This is a genomic window from Marinomonas sp. FW-1, assembly GCF_005222245.1.
In the GTDB taxonomy this organism is placed as follows: domain Bacteria; phylum Pseudomonadota; class Gammaproteobacteria; order Pseudomonadales; family Marinomonadaceae; genus Marinomonas; species Marinomonas alcarazii.
This window is the reverse complement of record NZ_CP025987.1, coordinates 3,504,100-3,530,000: the sequence shown is the minus strand read 5'-3', so window position 1 is coordinate 3,530,000 and position 25,901 is coordinate 3,504,100. Positions and strand designations below refer to the sequence as shown.

24 protein-coding genes and 2 rRNA genes (1 of these 26 running past the window's edge) are annotated in these 25,901 nt (G+C 45.0%); 15 read left to right on the top strand and 11 right to left on the bottom strand.

The features are described from left to right. The 10 genes from C1X04_RS16420 to C1X04_RS16375 all read left to right on the top strand — a co-directional run. Nucleotides 1-1,981, top strand: a 23S ribosomal RNA gene (locus tag C1X04_RS16420) (it extends 906 nt beyond the left edge of the window). Between the two features lie 196 nt (nucleotides 1,982-2,177). Continuing rightward, nucleotides 2,178-2,292: ribosomal RNA gene (gene rrf / locus C1X04_RS16415) — 5S ribosomal RNA — on the top strand. 960 nt (nucleotides 2,293-3,252) lie between these two features. Further along, complete coding sequence (locus C1X04_RS16410) at nucleotides 3,253-3,933, top strand: GDSL-type esterase/lipase family protein (RefSeq protein ID WP_110576740.1); 681 nt, start codon at nucleotides 3,253-3,255, stop codon at nucleotides 3,931-3,933. A gap of 175 nt (nucleotides 3,934-4,108) precedes the next feature. After that, a complete protein-coding gene (locus C1X04_RS16405; protein ID WP_110576749.1) occupies nucleotides 4,109-5,194 on the top strand; it encodes a TRAP transporter substrate-binding protein in 1,086 nt (361 codons plus the stop codon). Nucleotides 5,195-5,251: 57 nt separating this feature from the next. Beyond that, nucleotides 5,252-5,791, top strand: coding sequence for a TRAP transporter small permease subunit (locus C1X04_RS16400; RefSeq protein ID WP_110576739.1), 540 nt, complete (start codon nucleotides 5,252-5,254; stop codon nucleotides 5,789-5,791). Between the two features lie 33 nt (nucleotides 5,792-5,824). Then, on the top strand, nucleotides 5,825-7,114 hold the full coding sequence (locus C1X04_RS16395) for a TRAP transporter large permease subunit (protein ID WP_110576738.1): 1,290 nt from the start codon (nucleotides 5,825-5,827) through the stop codon (nucleotides 7,112-7,114). Between the two features lie 119 nt (nucleotides 7,115-7,233). Next, nucleotides 7,234-8,589, top strand: a complete 1,356-nt coding sequence (locus C1X04_RS16390) for a cache domain-containing protein (protein ID WP_137170513.1) — start codon at nucleotides 7,234-7,236, stop codon at nucleotides 8,587-8,589. Nucleotides 8,590-8,612: 23 nt separating this feature from the next. Then, nucleotides 8,613-9,248, top strand: coding sequence for a response regulator transcription factor (locus C1X04_RS16385; protein ID WP_110576736.1), 636 nt, complete (start codon nucleotides 8,613-8,615; stop codon nucleotides 9,246-9,248). Between the two features lie 142 nt (nucleotides 9,249-9,390). After that, complete coding sequence (locus C1X04_RS16380; protein ID WP_110576735.1) at nucleotides 9,391-10,197, top strand: endo alpha-1,4 polygalactosaminidase; 807 nt, start codon at nucleotides 9,391-9,393, stop codon at nucleotides 10,195-10,197. 33 nt (nucleotides 10,198-10,230) lie between these two features. After that, nucleotides 10,231-11,067, top strand: coding sequence for an AraC family transcriptional regulator (locus tag C1X04_RS16375; protein ID WP_110576734.1), 837 nt, complete (start codon nucleotides 10,231-10,233; stop codon nucleotides 11,065-11,067). 7 nt (nucleotides 11,068-11,074) lie between these two features. On the opposite strand, the gene C1X04_RS16370 is transcribed toward C1X04_RS16375, so the two are convergent. After that, nucleotides 11,075-11,665 carry a LysE family translocator gene (locus C1X04_RS16370; protein WP_110576733.1) on the bottom strand — a complete coding sequence of 197 codons (591 nt, stop codon included), beginning with the start codon at nucleotides 11,663-11,665 and terminating at the stop codon, nucleotides 11,075-11,077. Between the two features lie 163 nt (nucleotides 11,666-11,828). Here C1X04_RS16370 and C1X04_RS16365 point away from each other — a divergent pair, with 163 nt between their 5' ends. Further along, a complete protein-coding gene (locus C1X04_RS16365) occupies nucleotides 11,829-12,125 on the top strand; it encodes a Dabb family protein (RefSeq protein ID WP_110576748.1) in 297 nt (98 codons plus the stop codon). An 89-nt stretch (nucleotides 12,126-12,214) separates the two neighbouring features. On the opposite strand, the gene C1X04_RS16360 is transcribed toward C1X04_RS16365, so the two are convergent. Beyond that, on the bottom strand, nucleotides 12,215-12,904 hold the full coding sequence (locus C1X04_RS16360) for a type 1 glutamine amidotransferase domain-containing protein (RefSeq protein WP_110576732.1): 690 nt from the start codon (nucleotides 12,902-12,904) through the stop codon (nucleotides 12,215-12,217). A 158-nt stretch (nucleotides 12,905-13,062) separates the two neighbouring features. Here C1X04_RS16360 and C1X04_RS16355 point away from each other — a divergent pair, with 158 nt between their 5' ends. From C1X04_RS16355 to C1X04_RS16340, 4 genes are all read left to right on the top strand, one after another. Further along, nucleotides 13,063-13,959 (top strand): LysR family transcriptional regulator, encoded by an 897-nt coding sequence (locus C1X04_RS16355; RefSeq protein ID WP_110576731.1) that lies wholly within the window; start codon nucleotides 13,063-13,065, stop codon nucleotides 13,957-13,959. A 211-nt stretch (nucleotides 13,960-14,170) separates the two neighbouring features. Next, nucleotides 14,171-16,033 (top strand): methyl-accepting chemotaxis protein, encoded by a 1,863-nt coding sequence (locus C1X04_RS18520; protein ID WP_110576730.1) that lies wholly within the window; start codon nucleotides 14,171-14,173, stop codon nucleotides 16,031-16,033. A 109-nt stretch (nucleotides 16,034-16,142) separates the two neighbouring features. Then, nucleotides 16,143-16,490, top strand: coding sequence for a hypothetical protein (locus C1X04_RS16345; RefSeq protein ID WP_110576729.1), 348 nt, complete (start codon nucleotides 16,143-16,145; stop codon nucleotides 16,488-16,490). A 30-nt stretch (nucleotides 16,491-16,520) separates the two neighbouring features. Next, a complete protein-coding gene (locus C1X04_RS16340; protein WP_110576728.1) occupies nucleotides 16,521-17,099 on the top strand; it encodes a cysteine hydrolase family protein in 579 nt (192 codons plus the stop codon). Nucleotides 17,100-17,107: 8 nt separating this feature from the next. Here the strand turns inward: C1X04_RS16340 and fecE are convergent, their stop codons facing one another. The 9 genes from fecE to C1X04_RS16295 form a co-directional block, all read right to left on the bottom strand. Next, nucleotides 17,108-17,875: a Fe(3+) dicitrate ABC transporter ATP-binding protein FecE gene (gene fecE, locus C1X04_RS16335; RefSeq protein WP_137170512.1), complete on the bottom strand. Its 768-nt coding sequence runs from the start codon at nucleotides 17,873-17,875 to the stop codon at nucleotides 17,108-17,110. A 3-nt stretch (nucleotides 17,876-17,878) separates the two neighbouring features. Further along, on the bottom strand, nucleotides 17,879-18,835 hold the full coding sequence (gene fecD, locus C1X04_RS16330) for a Fe(3+) dicitrate ABC transporter permease subunit FecD (protein WP_137170511.1): 957 nt from the start codon (nucleotides 18,833-18,835) through the stop codon (nucleotides 17,879-17,881). Then, a complete protein-coding gene (locus tag C1X04_RS16325; protein WP_137170510.1) occupies nucleotides 18,835-19,836 on the bottom strand; it encodes an iron chelate uptake ABC transporter family permease subunit in 1,002 nt (333 codons plus the stop codon). The genes fecD and C1X04_RS16325 overlap by 1 nt, the downstream gene beginning before the upstream one ends. After that, on the bottom strand, nucleotides 19,833-20,726 hold the full coding sequence (locus tag C1X04_RS16320; protein WP_137170509.1) for a Fe(3+) dicitrate ABC transporter substrate-binding protein: 894 nt from the start codon (nucleotides 20,724-20,726) through the stop codon (nucleotides 19,833-19,835). The genes C1X04_RS16325 and C1X04_RS16320 overlap by 4 nt, the downstream gene beginning before the upstream one ends. Nucleotides 20,727-20,838: 112 nt before the next feature. Next, nucleotides 20,839-21,834 carry a gluconate operon transcriptional repressor GntR gene (gene gntR / locus C1X04_RS16315; RefSeq protein WP_217494977.1) on the bottom strand — a complete coding sequence of 332 codons (996 nt, stop codon included), beginning with the start codon at nucleotides 21,832-21,834 and terminating at the stop codon, nucleotides 20,839-20,841. Between the two features lie 204 nt (nucleotides 21,835-22,038). Then, complete coding sequence (locus C1X04_RS16310) at nucleotides 22,039-22,530, bottom strand: gluconokinase (protein ID WP_110576722.1); 492 nt, start codon at nucleotides 22,528-22,530, stop codon at nucleotides 22,039-22,041. An 83-nt stretch (nucleotides 22,531-22,613) separates the two neighbouring features. Then, nucleotides 22,614-23,930, bottom strand: coding sequence for a TRAP transporter large permease subunit (locus tag C1X04_RS16305; protein WP_110576721.1), 1,317 nt, complete (start codon nucleotides 23,928-23,930; stop codon nucleotides 22,614-22,616). Beyond that, nucleotides 23,923-24,480, bottom strand: coding sequence for a TRAP transporter small permease subunit (locus C1X04_RS16300; protein ID WP_175404964.1), 558 nt, complete (start codon nucleotides 24,478-24,480; stop codon nucleotides 23,923-23,925). The genes C1X04_RS16305 and C1X04_RS16300 overlap by 8 nt, the downstream gene beginning before the upstream one ends. A gap of 85 nt (nucleotides 24,481-24,565) precedes the next feature. Next, nucleotides 24,566-25,582, bottom strand: a complete 1,017-nt coding sequence (locus C1X04_RS16295) for a TRAP transporter substrate-binding protein (RefSeq protein ID WP_110576719.1) — start codon at nucleotides 25,580-25,582, stop codon at nucleotides 24,566-24,568. Nucleotides 25,583-25,901 lie beyond the last annotated feature (319 nt).

Sequence of the window (25,901 nt, the reverse complement as noted above, 5' to 3'; positions counted from 1 at the left end):
CAATGAGTGCAATTACGGGAGACACACGGCGGGTGCTAACGTCCGTCGTGGAAAGGGAAACAACCCAGACCGTCAGCTAAGGTCCCAAAGTTACAGTTAAGTGGGAAACGATGTGGGAAGGCTTAGACAGCTAGGAGGTTGGCTTAGAAGCAGCCATCCTTTAAAGAAAGCGTAATAGCTCACTAGTCGAGTCGGCCTGCGCGGAAGATATAACGGGGCTCAAACTGTACACCGAAGCTACGGATGCTTAGTTTACTAGGCATGGTAGAGGAGCGTTCTGTAAGCCGTTGAAGGTCAAGCTGTAAGGCAGGCTGGAGGTATCAGAAGTGCGAATGTTGACATGAGTAACGATAAGGGGAGTGAAAAACTCCCCCGCCGGAAGACCAAGGTTTCCTGTCCCATGTTAATCAGGGCAGGGTGAGTCGGCCCCTAAGGCGAGGCAGAAATGCGTAGTCGATGGGAAACAGGTTAATATTCCTGTACTCGTGCATATTGCGATGGAGAGACGGAGAAGGCTAGGCCAGCACAGCGATGGTTGTCTGTGTTTAAGGCGGTAGGTTTAGGGCTTAGGCAAATCCGGGCCCTTTTAAGACCGAGAACTGATGACGAGCCCTCTTTTGGGCGAAGTGGTTGATGCCATGCTTCCAGGAAAAACTTCTAAGCTTCAGATATGCAGGAACCGTACCCCAAACCGACACAGGTGGTCAGGTAGAGAATACCAAGGCGCTTGAGAGAACTCGGGTGAAGGAACTAGGCAAAATGGTACCGTAACTTCGGGAGAAGGTACGCCGGCCGGTGTGAAGGACTTGCTCCGTAAGCACTAGTCGGTCGAAGATACCAGGTGGCTGCGACTGTTTATTAAAAACACAGCACTCTGCAAACACGAAAGTGGACGTATAGGGTGTGACGCCTGCCCGGTGCTTGAAGGTTAATTGATGGGGTTAGCGCAAGCGAAGCTCTTGATCGAAGCCCAAGTAAACGGCGGCCGTAACTATAACGGTCCTAAGGTAGCGAAATTCCTTGTCGGGTAAGTTCCGACCTGCACGAATGGCGTAACGATGGCCACACTGTCTCCACCCGAGACTCAGTGAAATTGAAATCGCAGTGAAGATGCTGTGTATCCGCGGCTAGACGGAAAGACCCCGTGAACCTTTACTATAGCTTCACAGTGAACTTTGAACCTACTTGTGTAGGATAGGTGGGAGGCTTTGAAGCGGTGACGCCAGTTACCGTGGAGCCACTCTTGAAATACCACCCTGGTATGTTTGAGGTTCTAACTCAGGTCCGTAATCCGGATCGAGGACACTGTGTGGTGGGTAGTTTGACTGGGGCGGTCTCCTCCCAAAGAGTAACGGAGGAGCACGAAGGTGTGCTCAGCATGGTCGGAAATCATGCATAGAGTGTAAAGGCAAAAGCACGCTTAACTGCGAGACAGACACGTCGAGCAGGTACGAAAGTAGGTCTTAGTGATCCGGTGGTTCTGTATGGAAGGGCCATCGCTCAACGGATAAAAGGTACTCCGGGGATAACAGGCTGATACCGCCCAAGAGTTCACATCGACGGCGGTGTTTGGCACCTCGATGTCGGCTCATCACATCCTGGGGCTGAAGCCGGTCCCAAGGGTATGGCTGTTCGCCATTTAAAGTGGTACGCGAGCTGGGTTTAGAACGTCGTGAGACAGTTCGGTCCCTATCTGCCGTGGACGTTTGAGATTTGAGAGGAGCTGCTCCTAGTACGAGAGGACCGGAGTGGACGAACCTCTGGTGTTCCGGTTGTCACGCCAGTGGCATTGCCGGGTAGCTATGTTCGGACGGGATAACCGCTGAAAGCATCTAAGCGGGAAGCCTCCCTTAAGATAAGATCTCACTGGGACCTAAGTCCCCTAAAGAGCCGTTCGAGACTAGGACGTTGATAGGTTGGGTGTGTAAGTGCTGTGAGGCATTGAGCTAACCAATACTAATTGCTCGTGAGGCTTGACCATATAACACCAAAGTGGTTTTGGATGAGAAGAGTGAAGGCTCAAGATCATCAAAATGACAAAGACACATAGTACGATAGAAACTGGTTTGACCTTGGTTATCACTATTTCAAAATGAATTGTTAAAGATCCAAGCACGTATTCGCGTGTTGTGGTGAGACGAAAAAAGTCCAGCCAGAACAAAACGCAAAACGAATTGCTTGACGATCATAGAGGCGTTGAACCACCTGATCCCATCCCGAACTCAGAAGTGAAAAGCGCCATCGCCGATGGTAGTGTGGGAGATCCCATGTGAGAGTAGGTCGTCGTCAAGCTTTAAAATGAAAAGAACCTCGTCCTGCGAAGCAGGGCGGGGTTTTTTCGTTTTGGAATATCGTCATCTATCTCTTTACTACTTTTGGATACATGTGATTACACGATGCACCGAAGGTGCTAGTGGAAGACATCCGCAGGATGCCCGAAGGGGATGAAGCACCGCTTCAGATCATTGTGGTCGTCGCATGGCACTCCAAAGCCAGGTTTTTTCGTTACGGGGAATCAACAAGCTAAGCTGTAATGGCTTACTCCTGCAGCAATGGTTTGCTCTTGCTGCAACCGTGGCTTGCCCTTTTGTGCCCCGCTTGCGCCTGTCTCATTCTTCGACGCGTCTGCGCGAGTTATCAAAAGAAGACGCCTTATGTTGCCTATCTGAATTCATGATACGTAGCAGTGGCTTGCTCTTTTGTGTCCCGCTTGCGCCTGTCTCATCCTTCGACGCGTCTGCGCGGGTCATCAAAAGAGAACGCCTTATATCGTTTATCTGAGCGCGTCATCAAAAGAGAACGCTTTATATCGTCTATCTGATTTGCCCGAGCTATGAGCTACGCAGCAATGGCTTACCCTCTCGTACTCAGTTTGCGGTTGTCTCATCCTTTGATGTGCTAGCGCGACATTAAAGGAGTGCGCCTTATGTCGTCTATCTGATCTCATGACACGTAGTAATGGCTTACCCTCTGTATCCAGTTTGCGCCTGTCTCATCCTTCGACTCGTAAGCGCGGGTCATCAAAAGAGAACGCCTTATATCGTTTATCTGAATAAATCCTCCTCACATTACTCTGACGTGTGTTGTGATCTGTGATGCTTTGTTAATGTTGAGTGACAACATGTATTCAATGTAGTCTGGGGATAAGGCATTATTTTATTCACAAATAGTTCGGTTAGATGTAGAGGAATCTATAAAGATTCACTTCGATCAGTTAGTCTTTGTAATTCCATTTAACAAGTAATCTTTTTTATGTCATCAAGCTCGGTTAACTCACATACTCCTTTGTCGATCCGTTCAATTGAGCAGGACACGGTTTGGTGGCTGCCTAGACACGAGGAAAAACTTGCATTAAAAGAAACAATGGGACAAGTGGATTTAGTGTTCCTGGGGGATTCCATTACTCAAGCATGGGAAAAAGAAGGTGCTGAAGTGTGGGATGTCTTTTATGGCCCAAGGCGTGCGTTAAATCTTGGTTTTAATGGTGACAAAACAGAGAATGTTTTGTGGCGTTTGGCTCATGGTGAAGTAGATAATATCCAGCCTAAGTTATTGGTTTTACTGATTGGAACAAATAACTCAGGACATCGCTTGGACAAGCCAGAAGATACAGCTTTAGGTATTAAACAGATTTTGTCTTTATTAATGGAGAAGTTGCCACAGACTAAAATTTTGCTCTTAGCTATTTTTCCTCGTAGCGCCAAGCCAACACAAAAATTACGTGTGTTGAACGACAAGGTAAATCAAATTATTAGTACGTATGCTGATAATGAAAAAATATTCTTTGCGGACATTAATCGGGTATTTCTAGACAGCGATGGTCTATTAACAAGTGATGTTATGAATGATTTTTTGCATCCGAATGCCAGCCAGTATCAAATTTTTGCCGAGACAATAGAGCCTTATATTATAGAGTTAATGGCAGATCACTGACGTTTTTGATAGATCACTTTGCGGCTTGTTTCTACGTAGAAATACTTAGTCGTATACGTAGTTTCCGATGCTGCACTCGGTATTCGTACGAATTGTTTGCACTTTCTATACACGCCATTATTCATTCTGCTCGATCTTAAATCATAAAAATAAGACTCACAGGATGATAAAAACAATGAAATCCTTAAAACTCACAACTCTTGTTGCTGCAACCGCGGTGGCTCTATGTGCTTTTTCTCTACCTGCTATTGCGGCGGAAAAAGTCTATAAATTGAAGATGGCTGAAACATGGGCGTCTAATTTTCCTATCTTTGGTGATGCGCCACGAAATATGGCCCGTATTGCCGATGAAATGTCCAACGGACGTTTAAAAATCACTATCGACTCTGCCAATAAACACAAAGCGCCTTTAGGTGTGTTTGATATGGTGCGTTCTGGTCAGTACGACATGGGGCACTCTGCGTCTTACTACTGGAAAGGCAAGGTGCCAAATACTCTGTACTTTACCACTATGCCATTTGGCATGATTACGCCTGAGCAATACGGCTGGTTTTATTACGGCGGTGGTATGGAGTTGATGCAGAAAGTGTATCAACCGTTTGGCTTATTGTCGTTCCCAGGTGGTAATACTGGTAACCAAATGGGTGGCTGGTTCCAGAAAGAAATCAATTCACTTGAAGACCTACAGGGTCTGAAAATGCGTATTCCAGGGTTTGCAGGTGAAGTTCTAGCAAAATTGGGCGCTAAGCCAACCAATATCGCTTCTGGTGAACTTTATACTGCTCTTGAGCGCAGAACGATTGATGCACTTGAGTGGGTAGGGCCATCTCTAGATTTGCGTATGGGCTTCCATAAAATTGCGCCTTATTACTACACTGGTTGGCATGAGCCAGCGACAGAGCTGCAGTTCCTTGTGAATGAACGCACATGGAAAAAACTTCCAGATGACCTTCGCGAAATTCTTCGCACTTCTATGAAGCTAGCGTCTTACGACATGTACATTCAGTCTTATCATGAGAGTGCTGAAAACTGGGCGACCATGAAGACAGAATATCCGAATGTTCAGGTCAAAACGTTCCCTAAAGATGTGTTGTTAGCGATGAAAAAAGCGAACCAAGAGCTTCTTGATGAGAAAGCAGCTGAAGATCCTTTGGCAAAAGAGATCTTGGACTCTCAAGCTAACTACCTGAAAAAAGTACGCGTCTGGACCAATATTTCTGACCGAGCTTACTTAGACAGTGTTGATAGTCTAGCGGAATAAAACCTCCAAGCATAACGAGTAAGCATTACTCGTTATGCTTTTTTCTAGGAGTTTGTCATGTTGTTAATCACCCTAGAACGAGGCATCACTCGTTTTTCTAATTTCCTTGGTGTGCTTTCGACGGTGTTGTTCATCGTCTTACTGTTTAACGTTTTCTACGATGTGTTGATGCGCTATGCCTTCAATGATGTGTCGATTGCGATGCAGGAGTTGGAGTGGCACTTATACGCTGCGATCTTTTTGTTAGGTATTCCTTATGGCATTCAGCACGGTGGCCATGTTCGTGTGGATTTGATCTATGAGAATTTGTCTATTCGAGGCAAAGCTTGGGTAGATCTGTTTGGCTGTGTGTTTTTCTTAATTCCTTTTACTTTATTAGTGGGATATTACGGTGTCGGCTTTGCTCATGAAGCGTATGCTTTGGGCGAAACCAGTGGTGACCCAGGTGGCCTGCCTTACCGTTGGATTATTAAAGCGGTTATTCCTTTTGCTTTTTTCTCTATGACGATCAGTGGGTTAGGAATGCTTATTCGTTGCATTAATGTGCTGCGAGGCGTTAGCGAAGAAGGCTTCTCGCATCCACCCATTCAACATTGATCTTTGTCTCCCTTTTAAGCTTGTAGGTTATTTATGATTGGAATAATCATGTTTTTCGTTGCCCTAGTGATGCTTTTACTGGGGTTCCCTGTTGCCTTTACCTTTGGTGGCATTGCTTTGATCTTTGGCGTATTTGCCGAAGGTTTTGATATGTTTGCTTTCATGCCGTTCCGCATTCAAAGCTACATGGAAAATACGGTGATGATGGCTGTGCCATTGTTTGTATTCATGGGCATTGTGTTACAAAAAACGAGGCTAGCAGAGCAGTTATTAGAGGCCATGGGCAAACTGTTTGGTGGTGTTCGTGGCGGTTTAGCGATTTCGACTATTTTAGTGGGGGCGCTCTTAGCCGCATCGACTGGCGTGGTTGGCGCGAGTGTCGTGGCCATGGGTCTAATCTCTTTGCCAGTTATGCTGAAGTATAACTACAGTAAGTCTTTAGCTTGTGGCACGATTTGCGCGTCTGGTACCTTGGGTCAAATTATTCCACCATCGATAATTTTGATCATCTTAGGGGATGTTTTAGGCATTCCTGTAGGCGATCTTTTCCAAGCGGCTTTGTTCCCTGGCATGATTCTCATCGCTTGTTATATTGTTTACATCTTGATTCTTACTTTCTTAAAACCTGAGCTTGCTCCAGCAATGCCACAGGATTTGGATGATGAAACTCGCGCACAGCAAATTCGCAGTGCACTAAAAGCGATTATTCCGCCGTTGGCATTAGTGTTGATCGTACTGGGTTCTATTTTTACTGGTATTGCGACACCGACTGAATCTTCAGCGTTAGGTGGTGTAGGTGCAATTATATTGGCACTTATTTACCGTCAATTTAGCTGGAAAATGTTGTATGACAGTGGCTTGGAAACGGTGAAAGTAACTGCCATGGTGTTTGCTATTCTGATGGGGGCTACGGCTTTCTCTATGGCGTTCAGTTATACCGGCGGTGATTATATTGTTGAAGAAGTGCTATTGAATCTTCCAGGTGAAAAATGGGGCTTCATTATCCTAGCCATGATTGCCATTTTGATCTTGGGCTTCTTTATCGACTTCGTTGAAATTGCCTTTATTATCGTGCCAATTTTAGCGCCTGTTGCCGAAGCGTTGGGAATCAATATGGTGTGGTTCGCAATCTTGATTGCAATGAATCTACAGACATCTTTCTTAACGCCACCCTTTGGTTTTAGTCTATTCTATTTAAAAGGTGTTGCTCCTAGTTCGATTAAAACAACGGATATTTATAAAGGCGTCATGCCATTTATATTGATTCAGGTCTTGGTTCTGGTCAGTATTATGATTTTTCCCGAGCTATATGGCATGGATTGATTTAAAACGGGATAAAATATAGAGCAAGGAAGCGGGTCTTTACCCGCTTTTTTGTTGATAGTGTTTTCTGCATATCACTGAATATTGAAAGCCTAAAATAATAAAAAAGGTCTTTTTCCGTGGGATTAAAAAGTAAAGTTATTCTTCTTGCTGTCGCGCCACTGATTGTGGCGACCGCTATTATTACTTATCTGGGCTTTCAGTCTGCCCGTGATTTAGCCTCACAAGAATTATCTATTTATGAATTTAACTTGGTTAATGCCAAGAAACAGGCGTTAAAAAACCACGTTAATATTGCCATGTCTGCGATTCGCCCCATATTGGAAAATACCGAATTAGACGATGCGGAAGCGCAGGATCGGGTGAAGAAGATTTTAGCGGGATTAAGTTATGAGGATGATGGGTATTTTTTCGCTTATGAAATGTCTGGGGTGAATTTAGTTCATCCAACGCAGCCAGATTTTGTCGGTAAAAACTTATGGGATTTTCAGGACCGTTCAGGAAACTTCCTCATTCAAGGTTTAATCCGTGCCGCTCAAGCAGGTAGAGGTTATCACAGATATATTTGGGAGAAGCCGCCACTGATGAAGCAAGAAGATAAGTTGGGTTATGTGCTTGCCATCGACAGATGGGATTGGATGATGGGGACAGGGTTGTATCTAGATGACGTCTACGCTGAATTAGCGAAAACCAAAGCAACGATGAATGAGAATATACAGCGCAGCTTTTTTACCGTCATTGAAGTGGTTGTGGTGACTGTGGTTCTGGTTATCTTGTTAGGTTTGGCGATTAATCTCCATGAACATAAATTGGCGGACTCAAGGCTAAAGGAACTGGCGCAACGTTTTATGCGCTTGCAAGTGAGTGAAAGACGGGGCTTTTCTCGTGAGCTTCATGATGGCATTAATCAATTATTGGTGAGTTGTAAGTTTCGGATTGAATTAGCGGAAAACAAGCTAGATCGCGGATACGAACAAGAGGTGATTCATCAGGAGTTAGAAAAAGCCGAAGATTTAATTAATCAAACCATCAATGAAGTACGGCAGATTTCTCATAATTTAAGACCTACTTTATTAGACGATTTAGGTTTAGACACAGCTTTACAAGCCTTGATCGACCAGTTTATGGAGCGAACAGGCATCCAGGTGGTGTATCGTTTTGACGTGGCAGCTAAGTTACCTGATGAGATCGAAATTACAATTTATCGCCTTACTCAAGAGTCGTTAACAAATATTGAAAAGCACGCTCACGCGAGCAATATCTCGCTACAAGTCTTGCAGTCATATAGACATGTAGTGTTTGAGTGTTTGGATGACGGCAAAGGCATCTCGAAAAAATCAGGCCTGTCTTCAGGTATTGGTTTGATCAATATGCGTGAGCGAATCGAATTGATTGGTGGTGATTTTATATTGGAGTCGCAACGTGATAAAGGCACGACGGTGCGAGCGCTATTGCCCCTTGAACAACGTCTTTAACCAGTAAGTGAAGAGTTAAAACAATGACCAAAAAAATTCGTGTTCTCTTAGTGGATGATCACATGCTGGTATTGGATGGCCTGCAAGCGCGCTTGGAGCTGGAAGGTAATATCGACATTATTGCCACCGCATCCAACGGCTTGGACGCCTTAGAACGAGCCAAAGAAACTCTGCCTGACTTGGTTCTCATGGATGTATCAATGCCGATATTAAACGGATTAGAGGCGACTAAGCGTTTCAAGGCGGAGCAGCCTGATGTCAAAATCCTGATGCTCAGTATGCATAATGACAAGGAATATATTTTGTCCCTTATTCAGTCTGGCGCGAATGGTTATGTATTGAAAGATGTATCGTCAGAAGAGTTGGTACAAGCGATTAATACAGTATGCCAAAGCGGTACGTATTTTAGTTCTGGTGCGTCAGACTCTTTATTTTCGCCTACGTCTCCTTCTCCAAAAGAAAATGAAGATTTAACCAAGCGTGAAACCGCAGTATTAAAAGCGCTAGCGGCAGGTTTATCTAATAAAGAAATTGCTCACTCTTTAGATATCAGTGTTAGAACCGTTGAAACCCATCGTCAAAATGTAAAAAACAAGTTGGACATTCATACCTCGGCAGGTTTAATAAAATACGCTTTAGCTAAGCAGTTGATTGATTAGGTGTTTTAAACTATCGATTGAGGGAGAATGATTTTTTAGATTGTAAGCTTTTATTGGCATAACAGAGTAGAGTGATAGATTACGGCAGGACCTGTCGTGGGCTTTTTAGCCTTTCTAGCCTTTTGAGCATATGGAGTTCACTATGCGCGCGCTACTTTTTCCAGTCTCTGCTTTTTGCCTTTTTCTTTCGGCTGTCGTTCCTTCTGTTTATGCGGCGGATAATTGGTATCGTCCACCGGTTTCCGTGACCTGGCAATGGCAGCTCGACGGCGTCGTTAACGAAGGTTATGACGTGGATTTATATGACATTGATTTATTTGATTCCTCTGTTGAACTGATTCAGCGTCTGCAAGCATCCGGCAAAAAAGTTATTTGTTATTTCTCCGCAGGTTCTTACGAGGATTGGCGTCCAGACGCGGTCGATTTTGCCACCAAAGATTTAGGCAAAACCCTGAGTGGTTGGGACAACGAGCGTTGGTTAGAGATTCGCTCTAGCGACGTGCGAGAGGTCATGACTCGTCGTCTTGATCTAGCCGTCTCAAAAGGGTGTGACGGTGTTGAGCCAGATAACCTAGACAGCTATCGAACGAATACGGGGTTTTCGTTTCGAGCCAATGATCAGTTAGATTATAATCGCTTTTTAGCGGCAGAGGCGCACAGTCGAGGTTTGGCAATTGGTTTGAAAAACGACCCTGATCAGGCGCGGGCACTGAGCAGCGATTTTGACTTTGCCATTACAGAGCAATGTTTTGAATACTCCGAATGTCGCTCTTACTCCAGCTTTATAAAAGCCGGTAAGCCTGTGTTGAATACGGAATATCGCCGTATTTATGTGGACGATGAATCAGAGCGAAATAGCGTATGTAAGCAATCTAAACGCTTACAATTTAGCACCTTGGTGCTACCGAAAGCGCTAGATGACACGTTCCGTTTCAGCTGCTTACCGTAAAGTATGACCTAAACAGCTTGATAGGACGACAAGATGACACCTTCTACCCATCCGATTTTCTGGCGCGATCCGAGCTTGCCTTATGTGGAGCTTCGCCAAGTGTTGGACGGAAGAAATGTTACCTACGCACCACATTCTCATCAAGAATGGTCCATTGGTGCTATTCTGCAAGGTCAAAGTGAATTTCTCTGTGCGGATCGTTTACACGCGGTTGAGCGGGGGGCTTTAGTGATAATGAACCCTGATGTGGTTCATGCCTGTAATCCTCGTCAAGATTCTCCTTGGGCTTACTACATGATGCATCTAGACAAAGACTGGCTAGCGTCTTTATTGTTTGCTCATGGCATTAGAGAAGCGCAAACTTGGCAAGATACTTTGAGTGATACTTTATTGTCAGCTCAGACGTATCAGGCGTTTGTGGAAGTATGTGAATCTCTAATGACTGCAAACCTTTCGCCTTTAGATAAAAATCAAAGGCTGGAAGCGATGCTGGTAGACTTGTTCACTGAGTTGGATGCGAATAGCATCCCATCTTCCACTGCTTTGCCTGCAAATAACTTATATCAAGTGGCGGATTATTTGAATCAATACTGTTTGCACGATACTTCGATCGAGCAAATTAGTGCTGAATTTGGTTTCAGTACGGGTTATTTAGTTCGTGCGTTTAAGCGTCATTTTAATATGACGCCACACGCTTATCGTTTAAATCGTCGCATTCAATTGGGTCAGCAAGCGTTGAAGCAGGGTCAAGCGATTGCGGACGTCGCTCAGACGATTGGCTTTAGCGATCAAGCACATTTTCAGCGCGTGTTTAAACAGCGCGTCGCGGCAACGCCAGATCAGTATCGGCGTTCGATTTCTGCTTTGTGAAGGTTGGTTAGACAAGGATCAACACACAACTGCCTGCCAGTAATGTCGCCAAGGTTTTGTTCATCAAGCGCATCTTGGCTGGGCTTTGAAAATATTGCCCGAGTATTTTTCCTATCCACACCCAAACGCCTAAAGATAGCCAACAGATTGGCAAATACAGGCTGGCAAAGATCATCACTTCCGTCACTTCGGCATTGGGAATATAGGCCGCAATACCAGACAACGAAGCCAGCCACGCTTTTGGATTAAGCCATTGCATAATGGCACCTGTCATAAAGGTTGGTGCGTGCTTGTGTTTGTCCGAGTTCAGCTCGCCATTGTCAGTGAATATCTGATAACTCAAGTACAGTAGAAAAGCGATGCCTAACCATTGCAACACTTGGGTGATCCAGCTTAATTGATCAATTAAATAATGCAGCCCAAAGCCAATCAGCAAAAACAGCACAATAAAGCCGAGTGTCGCTCCCGTTACAAAAATAAGCCCTGTTTTAATGCCATAGCGGGCGCTGCCACTCAGCGAGACAAGGTTCACCGGCCCTGGTGACAAAGACGCCGCCAAGGCAAATAAAGACATAGAAGTAATTAAGGAGAGAGTCATCAGGAGTTCCTATAAAGTAATCGAAAGATGCTCAATATCGTTTCTTAGGAGTTCTAAGTATTGAACAAAATTGACCTTTTAAGGATTGTTGATGATTCGCGTGTTTTTAGTGGTAAGAGCGGAGTATGATTTTGCTCAATCATTTATTCAAACAGGAGTCTTTATGATTCGACATGTATTGTTTATTCAGTATAAAGAGCAAGCCTCAGCTACTGATATTGCAACGTCTTTAGCTAATTTCGATGCGATTAAAGACAAAATCGATGGCATTGAATCGGTGGAATGGGGGCTAAATAACAGTCCTGAAGGGCGCAATAAAGAGTATACTCATTGTGTGTTTATGACCTTTGTGGATGAAGCCGCACGAGATGCTTATATTCCTCACCCAGAACACGAAGTATTAAAAGCGCAACTAGGGCCGATTTTAGAAGACATTATCGTGTTTGATTACGCCATATAGTCACTTTTTAATATCGCGCAACCAGAACGAGAAAACCCACCTCAAGTTTCCTTGAGGCGGGTTTTTTTAGTGCTTATGATGATAGGCGCTTATTTAGCCAGTTGAGCCAATAGTTTTTCAGCAACCAATTCAGAACTTGCAGGGTTTTGACCTGTGATCATCAAGCCATCTTGCACTGCGAAAGGTGTCCAGTCCGCCGTGTTTTTGTAATCTGCACCGCGTTTTTTCATTTCATCTTCTAGCAAGAAAGGCACAATTTCGGTTAATTGAACCGCCGCTTCTTCGCTGTTGGTGAAACCTGTCACGGTTTTACCCTTGATGAAGTACTCTCCATCAGCGTCTTTAATATTCAAGAAAGCGCTTGGTGCGTGACAAACAGAAGAGATTGGCTTATTCGCTGCGATGAAGCTCTCGATCAAGGCAATTGACTCTTCATTTTCAGTCAAATCCCAAAGTGGGCCGTGGCCGCCTGGATAGAAGATAGCGTCGAAATCGTCTTGTTTCATATCACTCAACTTTACAGTGTTAGCAATCACGTCTTGCGCAGCTTGGTCATCGTAGAAACGTTTTGTCGCATCCGTTTGCGCGTCTGGCGCGGTACTATTTGGATCGATTGGTGCTTGGCCGCCTTTTGGTGTGGCGACTGTTACTTCAGCGCCAGCATCAATAAATGCGTAATAAGGTGCTGCGAACTCTTCTACCCAAAAGCCTGTTTTATGGCCTGTGTCGCCCAAATCAGAGTGGGAAGTAAGTACGACTAGAATTTTTTTATTGCTCATAAGTGACTCCTGAGTTTTTCAATGAGTTGATTTGTTAACTTGTGATTAGTGTATCTAATTTATCTAATAAACATAATGAGTAGGTTTTTGACTTCATTGGTTTAATAATTGATACAATTGCTGTCCTATCCATTATCTATAGAAAAAGAGTCGTCACGATGGAAGTTTCGTTTGAGCAGTTAAAGAGTATGGTGGTGTTTGCCCAAGTAGTGGAGCAAGGCAGTTTAACTGCGGCCGCCAAATTCATGGGGATTTCCCGCGGCGTGGTGAGTTATCACCTAAAGAAATTAGAAGAACAGCTGGGTGTAAAACTGCTTAATCGTACTACTCGATCTTTGTCATTGACCGAAACCGGTGACGCTTATTATCAGCGTTGCCGAGCCATTGCTTTTCAGGCCCATGAAGCCAATCAGCAAATAGAAAAAGCCAAACAAGAGCCCGTTGGTAAGTTAAAAATTACCTGCCCAGTGAATTTAGGCTTGCAAGTTATTGTTCCTGCACTGAACGAATTTCGACAACTTTATCCGTTAATCGAATTGAATGTTTCCCTAAGTGATGAAGTGGTTAATATCATCAAAGATGGCATTGATCTGGCTATTCGAGGTGCGCCCTTATTAGATTCTGGGTTGCAAGCCAGCAAGCTGAAGACCTTTGAAACGTGTTTATGTGGCTCGCCAGAGTATTTTAGACGTCGCGGTAAGCCTACCAAGCCAGAAGAGTTATACGATCATGATTGGGTGGTCTATACGCCAGCGGCCAATACAGTGCATTTAAGTCAGGGTTCCAAATCCTTTAGTTTGTCTGTACAAGGTGCGGTGAGCACCAATAATGCCGCAGCAAGAACCATCTTTTTAGAAGGGGGAAATGGTATTGGCCGAATTCCCATGTACGACGCGCAGCCACGTATCGCTAATGGGCGTTTAGAGCGAATTTTGCCGGATTATCACTGTACAGGAATTGATGTTTACGCGGTTTTTCCTCCAGGGACTGCAGAGTCTAAAAAGTTGCGTTTGCTGCTGGATTTTCTGAAAACATCTTTCACTCGATTTTTATGAATGGACGTTTTTCTGTAACAAACCTCAGCTAGCTTTGTTACTTACTGTGACGTTTATTATGGAATTGTGTGCTTTGCAGCTATTACGGATCTAATGAATTACTATGCAGATAGATGGATTTAGTTTTAGAGACCTGTGTGATCTGTATCGTGCACAAGGGTTCTTCTCTGTAAGTAAGGGAGTGTTTTACATTGAATAATAGGAGCCTCCTGTGCTTATTAAACATAAGTTAATTTTAAATACCGTGCTATTGGTTGTTGCCTTAGTTGCCATGTTAGGGCTTTTTTACAACACCCAGAACAATCTAGAAAAGCTAAATTACGCTAAGAATCTTGTCGTACACCAACAAGTCAATATGCTGACATTGCGTCGTAATGAGAAAGATTTTCTCGCTCGCCTCGACCTTTCCTATGAAACAAAATTCAACCAGACAATGTCTTCGCTTTTCGCGGATCAAACATTACTTGAAAACGTGATGAATGAGTTTGCCATTGATACTGGTATTTTGTTGGAACTCACCGACTATTTCAAAGAATATCAGGCTGATTTTGCCTCGGTGGTATCTGCTTCGACAGCATTAGGGTTAACGCCAGAGACTGGGTTGCAGGGCGAACTACGTGGCGCTGTGCATAATATTGAGAGTGAATTGTCTGCTCTGAATCAGGATGCTTTGTTGGTGACCATGTTACAGCTTCGTCGACATGAAAAAGATTTTATGCTGCGTCATAATCCTAAATACATTGCCTCTTTTAACAAAACACTAGATCAGTTAGCGAGCAATCTACGCAGTGGTTCATTACCGGCAGATAAAGTTGAATTGTTGGTGTCTCTTTCTGAACAGTACCGAACAGGTTTTAATCAATATGCAGAAGGCAGAAAAGCTTTAGGCTTGAACAGTAAAGAAGGACTATTATTGGCGATGCGGGAATCGATTCATCAAACGGAAACCGCACTCGATTCACTTGAAGCTCAATTAACCTCTGTTATTCAGGAAAAAACATCTTTTGCCATGATGATGACAACCATTCTTTGTGGCGTGATCATTATTGCGGGAGTGTTTGTGGGGTGGATTATTAACCGCACGATTAACTCAGCATTGAACACCATTCAATCAACCATGCGAGACATTCAAACAACTCACAATATAAGTTTGCGCGTTGATTTACCCGCGAAAGATGAAATTGGCTTTGTTGCTGCCAGTATCAACGATATGTTGGCCGATTTTAGCCGAGTGATTGCTAACGCAAACCTCACCGTACAAGAAATGAATACGACAACCGTTCAGTTGTCACAAAATGCGGCAAGAACATCAGACGATGCTCAGAAGCAGCGCTCAGAAACGGACATGGTTGCGGTATCTGTTACTGAAATGGTCGGTACCGTGGAAGATATTTCACGCAGTATGGAAATGGCTGCCACGAAGGCTCGATCTACACAAGAAAGCGCGCGAAAAGGTCAATCTCAAGTGAATTCGGCCATTAATCGTATTCGCCAGCTTTCAGATAGTCTTGAAGGCTCGGTCGAAACCGTCAGCGAATTAGCCAAAGAAAGCGAAAGTATTGGCACTGTGTTAAGCGTTATTCAAGGTATTGCCGAGCAGACTAACTTGCTGGCGCTTAATGCTGCGATTGAAGCCGCGAGAGCCGGTGAGCAAGGACGAGGTTTTGCCGTTGTTGCCGATGAGGTTCGTGCCTTGGCAAGCCGTACTCATACTGCGACGGAGGAGATTTCAGACATTATTGTTACTTTACAAGAGCGAACCAAAGGTATCGTGACGCTGATGGAAAATTGCCGTCAGGATGGGGTATTAAGTCGTGATGAAGCCGCGACGACAGGTGTTGTGCTTGAGCAAATTATTCTCGATGTGGAAGAAATCTCCGGTATGGCAGAGTCTGTATCCACGGCTATTGAACAACAAACGATAGCAGCGAATGAGATCAGTAAAAACGTCGATACCATCCGTGAAATCACGGAAGACACTTCAGAATCGGTAGCCTTGAATTCCCAAGCAAGTAAAGCTATTGCTGATCAAGCGGAATCATTGAATCGAAGTATTTCTATTTTTAGAGTTTAAGTCTTCTGCTAGGTGGAGAGTCTGAGATTTACTCAGGTTTCATCTGGCTATTAGGTGACTGATGCCGCTATGATAGAACAGACTATTGGTCGCTATTTTAGAGGTTCTCATGTTATATCGAGTGTTGTTCTGCCTATTTTTGAGCAGTTTTGCGTCTTTTACTATGGCGGAAAAGAGTGTGTCGGAAGACCCCAAAGAGCTTGCCCAGAAAGTATTTGAACTTGAGCGAAGTGTTGCTATTCTGCAATTATCTACCGCCTCTTTGGGCGATTATCAATCCTTATCGACTAAAATAACCAATGTGAAATCATTGGAATACAGGGTTAATTTCTTAGGCAATTTGACCTTTTTGTTGCTTATGACGCTGGTGGTGCTTTTCGTTAAGTTGCATTATCAAAATAAGCGATTGTCTGAATTAGAAAATCACACAGATAACAAAAGCGATAAAGCAGGTTAGAAACACGGGACAGTCTTAGAGGAAAGAGCGATGGAAAAGTCAGCCGTATTGATGATCATTGATATGCAGCAAGGTATGTCTTGGCCACAAGCTGGCGAACGAAATAACCCTAATGCGGAGCACGAGATCGCGGAGTTGCTGGCACATTGGCGCTCTATCCACGCACCAATAGTCCATGTGCGTCATTTATCGACAGAGCCCGAATCTCTGTTTTGGCCAGACCAAGATGGTGCTCTCTTTCAGGACGCCTTTCAACCTTTAGCGGATGAGAAAGTCATTGAAAAGTCCGTTCCTGATGCCTTTATCTATTCGGACTTAGAAGAGTGGCTACGATCAGAAAACTTGCACACCTTGTTGGTTGTAGGAGTGAGCACAAATAACTCTGTTGAGTCGACGGTAAGAAGCGCAGGCAATTTAGGCTTTAAAACCTATGTAGTGGGTAGTGCGTGTTTTGCGTTTGAGAAAGAAGATTTTTTCGGTCAGTCACGCAGCGCAGATGAAGTGCACGCCATGTCATTGGCGAACTTGCACGGTGAATATGCGACTGTGATTACACAAGATGAGGCGTTTGCCCTGTTGCCCAAAGAACACACCTCACTAAGCGATTAGTTTTATCATTACTCCACCACACACATAGGCGTTTGGGCTATTGGGTCTTGGTGAATCTGTGCATTCAATGAAAAGACCTCTTTCAAAAGTTGCTGAGTAAGCACTGAATCTGGCGCACCTTGGGTGATGATTTTGCCTTGTTTCATTACGATTAAATGGTCGCAATAACGTGCCGCTTGGTTGATATCATGGAGTACCATGATGATGGTTTTGCCTTGTAAATTTAATTTGCGCAACAAATGCATCAGCTCTACTTGGTGGCTCAAATCCATATAAGTAGTTGGTTCATCCAGCAATAAATACGGAGTGTCTTGTGCTAACGTCATGGCAAGCCAAACACGCTGACGTTGACCGCCAGAAAGCTCACTGACCAGCTGCTCTGCAAGCTCGGTAATGCCAGTTTCCTGCATTACTTGAGCGATAATTTCGTGATCTTCTTTATTAATTCGTCCCCAAAATCCCGTGTATGGACTGCGACCATAGGCAACCAAATCTTTTACTTTGATTCCTTCTGGAATCGGTTGGGTTTGTGGCAATAAAGCGAGTTGCTGTGCCAGCTTTTTAGATGCGATGTTGTGAAGATTTTGACCTTGCCAATGAACTTGGCCATCCATTGGAGAAAGAATACGTGCCATGGCTTTTAGCAAAGTGGATTTACCGCAGCCATTTGGGCCAAGTAAGGCGATGATTTTCCCTGCGGGAATGTTTAGGTCGACCTGTTTTACAATGGCTTTATCATGGTAGCCAACAGATAAGTTATGAGTGCTAAGAGACATAAATCATTTCGTCCTAAGGAGTAGCCAAAGAAAATATGGCGCGCCAATAATAGCGGTCATAATACCGGCAGGTAATTCAATTGGTGGATCAATAGTGCGAGCCACAAGATCAGCAAGCAGCAACAAAATTGCGCCTACCAACATGGTGGCAGGCAAAAGGATTTGATGGCGACCGCCAACCAACTTGCGAGTGAGATGAGGCGCAACCAAACCAAGAAAACCAATAGGGCCGCAAATCGCTACACAAGATGCCGTCAGCCCAACAGCAAGGGCCAAGGAAGCTAATCGCAGTTTGTTTGCTTTTATCCCCAGGCTGATCGCGCTGTCATCGCCAAGGTGAATTAGGTTTAAAGGTTTAGCAAGCCAAAGAGCAAAGGGAATCAACAGCAGCCAAGGCAATAACATAGCAAGCTGATTCCAGCCACGTCCCCATAAACTGCCTGTTAGCCACAACAAAGCGTTGTTGATTTCCAGTGGTTTAACCAGCATCAGAAAGTCGATACAACTGGCGTATAAGGCTGCTAATGCCACACCCGTAATGGCCAGTTTTATGGTGCTGCTATGTGAGCCGCACAACCACCACAACATTAACGCTGCCACCAAACTGCCGACTAGGGCGACCGCAGGCAGCCAACTAATATCGGCATTGGGAAAAAAAGTCATATAGAACACAGCGGCCAATCCAGCGCCATGGCTAACACCCAGTACATCTGGTGACGCCAGAGGGTTACGAATTACTCCTTGAACCAAGGCGCCTGCCAGCGCCATCATGGCACCGACTAACATAGCAAGAATGGTACGCGGTAAGCGATATTCATGAATGGTGAAGTGGTGTTCGTTACCGGTTTGTAGGCCATCTAAAATCTGTTTGAAAGGAATGGAAACCGCACCAAACATGAGATTAGCGATCAGCAGTCCTATCATGGCAAGTACTAAAAAAGGCAGCGAGCGCGTGGCCATTATAAGGTTCTCTTACGGACGAGGTAGATGAAAAACGGCGCGCCGATCAAGGCCAAAATAGCGCCAGCCGGTGTTTCTGCAGGGTAGATAATGCCTCTACTTACCGTATCTGATAAGACAACCAAGCAGGCGCCCATTATCATAGCGATCGGCAAGAATTTACGATGATCTTGCCCTGCGAGCATTCGTGCCATATGCGGCACTAGTAATCCGACAAAGCCAATTGCGCCGACGCTGCTGATGGCGCTCCCGACTAATAACAAGACGAGAAAGCTACCGCCTAATTTTACCCACATCAGCGATACACCAAGGTTTCGCGCATTGTCATCGCCAAGCTGTAATAGATTCAGTGTAGGGGCAATCAGCATGGCACCTAATAAACCAACAAGGCAGACAGGCCATAGGGAATCGAAGGTTTGCCATCTGGCATCGGTCAAACTACCCGCGAGCCAAGTCAGTACACCGGCGGCTTGGTCTTCTGCAATGATAATCACGGCCTTGGTTAGGGCGGCACATAAAGCGGAAATAGCGACGCCAGCCAATACTAACCTACCGTGTTCATTGCCGCCGCGCCATGCGCTGCCAAGCAACATAACGAATGCCCAGGCAATGCCGCCACCGATAATGGCGGCGATTGAACTACCGAGTAAACCAAACCAAGGGGCGATCGTGGAAACACTTGCCATTCCAAGTGCTGCGCCAGCGTTAATGCCAAGTACAGACGGAGAAGCGAGTGGGTTTTGTGTTAGGCCCTGCATGATGACGCCAGCCGCCGCGAGATTAGCACCAACCATGATGCCAACGAGTACTCTAGGCAGCCTTAAATCATGAACAATATGCTGGGCAATGCTGTCCTGATTCATATTGTATAAGGCGTGCAGAGCATCCGCTGGCGTGACGGTAATAACGGACCAGCTAAATAAGCTGATCCATGAACAGGCAAACAGAAGCAGCAGTAGCAATAGGCACTGTACAAAAAAAGAAGGCCGTAACGAGATCATTTTTTCGCGTTGAAGACCTTGATTAGATCTTGCCCCATGGTTTCGGCTGAAATAATGCCGCGGCAACGGGACCAGGTATTAGGATTAACCGCATAAATATGGTGATTCTTAGCGGCTTTTAAGATTGACCAAAGCGGCTCACTTTTCCATTTATCGACGATGCTGGGCGTTACGTAATTGCCGACGATAAAGTAATCTGGGTTGACCGTGAGTAGTTGCTCTAGGCTAGTTTGACGATAAGCATCGTCGCTGCGGCCTGTATTGGCATTTTTTAAGCCTAAGGCTCGAATCACGCCGCCAGCGTAGGAATCTGCTGTGTGAAGAAATAAGGCATCATCACGGGCAACACCAAATTGCACTTCTTTGCCCTTTGGTAATTGGGCCGCTAGTTCAGCCATCACTTCGTCATGTTTCTTCAGGCGCGCTTGCATTTCTTTGTCTTTGCCTATGGCTTTACCAATAATGGCCGTGGCTTGAAGGTTTTCTTCATAGGTGGCTCGGCGTGAAGGCAGAATCAAGGTGGGGGCTATTTTTTGTAGATCAGCATATACGCCTTCATGGCGGGAAATATCGGCAATGATGAGATCTGGCTTGAGCGAAGAAATGGTTTCAAGACTAGGCTGTGAGCGCGTACCAACCGATGCCCAATCGCCAATCTCATCACGAATTTCTTTGAGTATGCGGTTAGAGTCTTTGTCATCCGCGATACCGACAGGGCTGACGCCAACGGCGGCCAATGCATCGACAAAAGAAAACTCCAATACAACAATGCGCTGCGGAACGTAATCGATACTAAAGGTACCTTTACTGTCTGCTACCGTGACGGCTTGAGCCAGTGAGCATAGGCAGAGAGAAAGAGCGGTTAAGACAAGATAGGTCAAGCGTTTCATGAGAGTATGTCTTTATCATTAAAAATTTCGATAATAATAACACTTCTCATTTCAGTGTTAAGTGTTTTCTTCTAAATAATGAGTTTTGACGCTTTTTCTCATTGCCTAATGATTAAACACTTTCGCCAGCTTCTATTTGAAAGGGCAAATCAATAATGGTTTGAGAGACGGGATTCCCCTGCAGGCGTGACAAAAGATGTTCGGCAGCAAGGCGTCCCATTTCTTCACGAGGTGTGATAACGGTCGCCAGCCTAGGCACCATAGCGCGAGAAATATCATGACCGTGGAAGCCCGCAATACTGATGTCTTGTGGAATCTTGATGCCCGCTTTTTGGCAAGCGTACAGCGCACCAATTGCCAAGTCATCGTTGGTGCAAAATATGCCGTCGGTGTCGGGTTGCTGCTGCAGGGCATCGTGTAGAAAAGTGGCCCCAAGGGTGAAGGAAGACGCGCTATTGGTTTTTAAGCACAAAGGCGTTAATCCATTGTCATGCATGGCGGTTTCGTAGCCTTTAATTTTAAACAGAGTCCGTTGGTCCATTCGCGCTGCGAAGTAAACGATTTTCTTGCGTCCTCGTTTGATCATGAAATCCGTCATTGCATAAGCGGCGGCTTCGTTGTCTATGCCGATGGCTTGCTCGATGGGAGGAGAAACAGAGTCCATGATTTCAATGACAGGAATGCCAGCGACAGCAAGCATCTTTCTAACGCGTTCTGTGTGATAGCTTTCAGAAATGATCAAACCATCCACGTTATAAGACAAGAGTGTGGCGATGCGTGCTTCTTCCGCTTCTTTGCTGTAACCATAGTGAGCTAGCATGGTTTGATAACCAGCAGGCTCTACAATGGATTCGATGCCACGAATGACTTCTGCAAAGACCTGGTTGGTTAAAGAAGGCAGCAAAACACCAATCGCATGGCTTTTTGACTTAGATAAAATATCGGGTGCTCGATTAGGAATATAACCCAGTTCTTCTAATGCGTCGGCGATTTTTGTCTGTAAAGGTACGGAGACTTGATCGGGGTTTCTCAGAAAACGGCTTACTGTCATTTTCGTCACACCGACTAGGTCAGCAACATCTTGTAACGTCGGTCGTTTGTTTTTCATGCTGGGGCTTTTTATATCTGAGCTTTTCATACCAATGACGCATCCATGTTTTGTTACAGGTAACATTATCATAAGCCGTTCATGGCGAGAAAGAAAAAGTCGATGTTTTTTTAGGTAGATACTAACTATTGCAGGTTTTAAATTGGCAGTAAGCGCTTACTTATAATGAAGAGGCGCAATTGTATTATTACGCCTCTTAGATCTTTACTGATTGGCCAAAAGCGTCAGTGCTTCTTTTAATACTTGGTCGGCATCTTGAGAAATGTCGATCACCAGAGCTTCTTCGTCTGTTGGTTCAACCAAGGTGGCAAACTGGCTCTCTAGCATTTCACGACCATTAAAATAATGACCGTCTCGCTTTTGATGGCGTTGCCAAATAGTATCGATACTGCCTTTTAGATAGATCATGGCGACATCGTCTAAACCCTTGCGCAGCATGGCGCGATATTCTGGCTTCAACCCTGAACAGGCTATGACCGCCGTTGGATTGTCGATCAAGATAGTGTTTAGAGTCGCCAACCAGTCTTTACGGTCGTCATCAGTAAGCGGTGTGCCCTGACGCATTTTGTCAACGTTTGCTTGGCTATGAAAATCATCGCCATCAAAAAATGGGTAGCCAAGTTCGTCAGCGATGCTTTTACCGATCAAGGATTTACCTGAACCTGATACGCCTAATACTACAATTTTCTTTGTCATCTTCTTAAGTCCTTATCGCCTTGCTGTTTTCAGCAAGGCTGTGTCGTTCAAAAAGCCGTGTTGAACGGCATGGTCTCAATGGGTTATTTCCACCAAAGGGCCAGCTCAGGGAAGAAAATGACCAATGCAAGAACCAAAACTTGTAAGCCAATGAAAGGCATGAGAGAGCTGAATATTTCGCCCAGACTAATGTCTTTTGGTGCCACAGATTTAAGGTAAAACGCCGCAGGACCAAACGGAGGAGATAAGAAAGACACCTGCATGTTCAAACAGAACACCACACCAAACCAGATCGGATCCAAGCCAAGGCCGATGATAATAGGGACGAAAATTGGCATAGTTAATAGCGCGACACCAACCCAATCCAAGAACATACCTAAGACCAGCAAGATCACCATCATGATCATAATGGTGCCCATCACGCTGCCACCACTTAGGGCAAGAATGGTTTCTTCAACGAAACTGATACCGCCCATTAGGTTGTAAACGCCAACCAATGCAGTGGCACCAATACCGATCCAAATGATCATGCCACAGGTGCTCATGGTGGCTTTGGCGCTGTCTATTAGCATGGCGAAATTCAGTTCGCCACGAATCGCCGCACTGATCAGGATACCCACCACACCTAATGCAGAGGCTTCAGTTACAGACGCCACACCAGTATAAATACTACCAAGCACCATCATTACCGTAAGTAACGGGAAGAGTAGGGCTTTGAAATAGTTAACGTCATTGTCCGTTGCCAGCTCTTCGTCGCTTGGCAAGGGGGCGTATTCTGGGTTAAGACGACAAATGATCAGCACATATGCCATGTAAGCGAAGGCAAGAATAAACGCAGGTAAAAACGCCGCTTTAAATAAGTCGCCAATAGACACGCTGGCGGTTAAGCCATAGATAATCAAGACGATACTTGGTGGCAACATGGTGCCCAACGCACCGCCAGCACAGGTAACACCAATGGCCAGTTTGCGGTTGTAACCAAGGCGCAACATTTGCGGCAAGGCCAAGATACCAAGCAACACAGTTTCACCACCGATCACGCCAGACATAGAGGCTAGAACAATAGCAACCAAAAGCGTTTGTACAGCCACGCCACCGCGAAGTTTGCGGCCAAAGACTTTCATGGCATCGAACAGGTCTCGGGCGATCCCCGACCTATCTAGTAGAGCCGCCATGAGAACAAACATGGGGACGGCTAGAAAGACATAGCTGCCAACAAAACTGTACAAACGGCTGGTGATTAAAGGCAACGCGCCCACGCCAAACCAACCAATAGCAAAAACAAGTGCGACTAACGCGGTAACAAAAGCTAATTGCATGCCCGTTAGTAGTAATAAAATCATTGAACCGAGCATGAGAAGGCTGCCGTAGCCTATGCCCATAGCGGATAAATCAAACATCTTTGCGTTTCCTTAAGCCATTTAATTCTTGTATTAAGTGCAAAGAGAACTGCACAAACATGATACAAAGCGTCATGAATATCATGCCTTTTACCAAGGCTGGGAAAGCAGGGTTCCAAGCGGATCCAGAGGTTTCTAAACGGATATCGCCAAAAGGTGTGAACCATGAATCCTGCACCATTTGATAAGCCGCCCAGCTAAGTAGGCCAGAAAACAAAAGCCCCATTAGGTGATGAAAAACATTCAGCCAGCGACGTGTTCGATCAGAAACAATATCGTAGATGAGCACCACTCGAACGTGCTTATTGATGGATAAAGCGTAAATGCCGCCATAGACAAACAAACATCCTCCTAAGAAAGAGGCCGTTTCGTGTACCCAAATGGTTGGGGCGTTAAATACATAGCGCATCAGTACTTCATAAAATGAAATGGCAACCGTAAAAACAAACAGCAAGCTGATGAGATTTCCAAACTTGAAAATCACACGATCTAGACCGTTTCTTGGTTGTTCTGAACTATCGAGAGTGTCTGGATGAATTTCGTCTTTCATGATCATGATCCAATGAAAAGCAGGCGCAGATGCAATAGGAATGCAGTGCGCCTGTTTTGCAGTTTTAAAAGGCTTCTAGGAGAGCTTAAAGAAGGCCATTCGCTTCTAGGTAAGTCGTAATAGAGTCGTACACTTTCTGAGCATTGTCTGAACTTTTAGCAAACTCTTCCCACTGTGTACGAGCAATCGCACGGAATTTTTTACGTTCTTCCGCAGACCAATCGTGAATCGTAATGTTCGGATCCGCTTGCGCTGCTTTTACCGCTGCTTGGTCCGCAATACGTAACTGAGTTGTCATGTCTTCCGCAAAGTCACGAACAGAAACCGTTAGGATAGATTGGATATCCGCAGGTAGCTTGTCCCATTTTTTCTTGTTCATTGAAATATCAATCAATGGCAAAGAGTGGAAACCAGGCTGAACTGGGTGTGTTGCAATGTCGTTCATGCCAGCTTTCTGGTTCGTTGAGAAAACAGTGTAGTCGGCTGCGTCGATAACGCCTTTGCTAAGACCGGTGAATACTTCAGAACCCGGTAGGTTAACTGGTGCTGCGCCTGCGGCTGCAAATACGCGTTGAACCAAGCCTTCAGGAGCGCGAAGTTTTAGACCTTTCAGATCGGCAACGCTGTCCAGTGGAACACGAGAAACCAACGATTCAACACCTGTTGTAGAACCACCAATGAACTTCACGCCGTAAGGAGCGTACAGTTCATTCATTAGCTCGTAACCGCCACCGTAATTAACGTATTGCAGAAGTTGTTGAGTATTAGACCAAGCACCTACTGTGTTACCAATTAGGCCGAATGCTGGATCTTTACCAGAGAAAAACTCGGTAGCCGTAATATGGCCATCTAGGATGCCCATTTTGATGCCGTCTAGCGTTTCAGTGTGTTTGAAAATACTGCCAACAGGAAGTAACTCGATATGAACACGGCCGCCCGTCATCGTTTCGACGCGTTTCGTCCATTCTTTTTGAACTTGGAAGTTTTTGTCGCCCGCTGGATCAGAGGATTGGAACTTGAAATTGTAGTCCGCTGCGATTGCAGACGTAGATAGAATGCCAGCCATAGTGGCGGTCATTAGCGTAGTGCTGAATTTACTCATGATATCGCTTCCCGTTGATTATTTTTTTAATAACAGTTTTTAGGAACAGTGCTTTTGCTGATGTTACCGGTAACTAAGGCGGCAATGTTACCGATAACATTTAAATCTAGTCAAGTCCATTTCTAGATAAAATTCTGAGTTAATTATAGATGATTGATATGTAAGGGGATCTTTTTGTGCCTTGTTAGCCTTTGCTGGGCGAAGATAAGCGAATAGTTTGTTTTAGACATTGGTCTAAGAAGCATTTTGTTGTCTATGATAAAAGCGCACACTCTTTTGAATCGATAGACGACTATTCCGTCAATAAACGCACATCAGC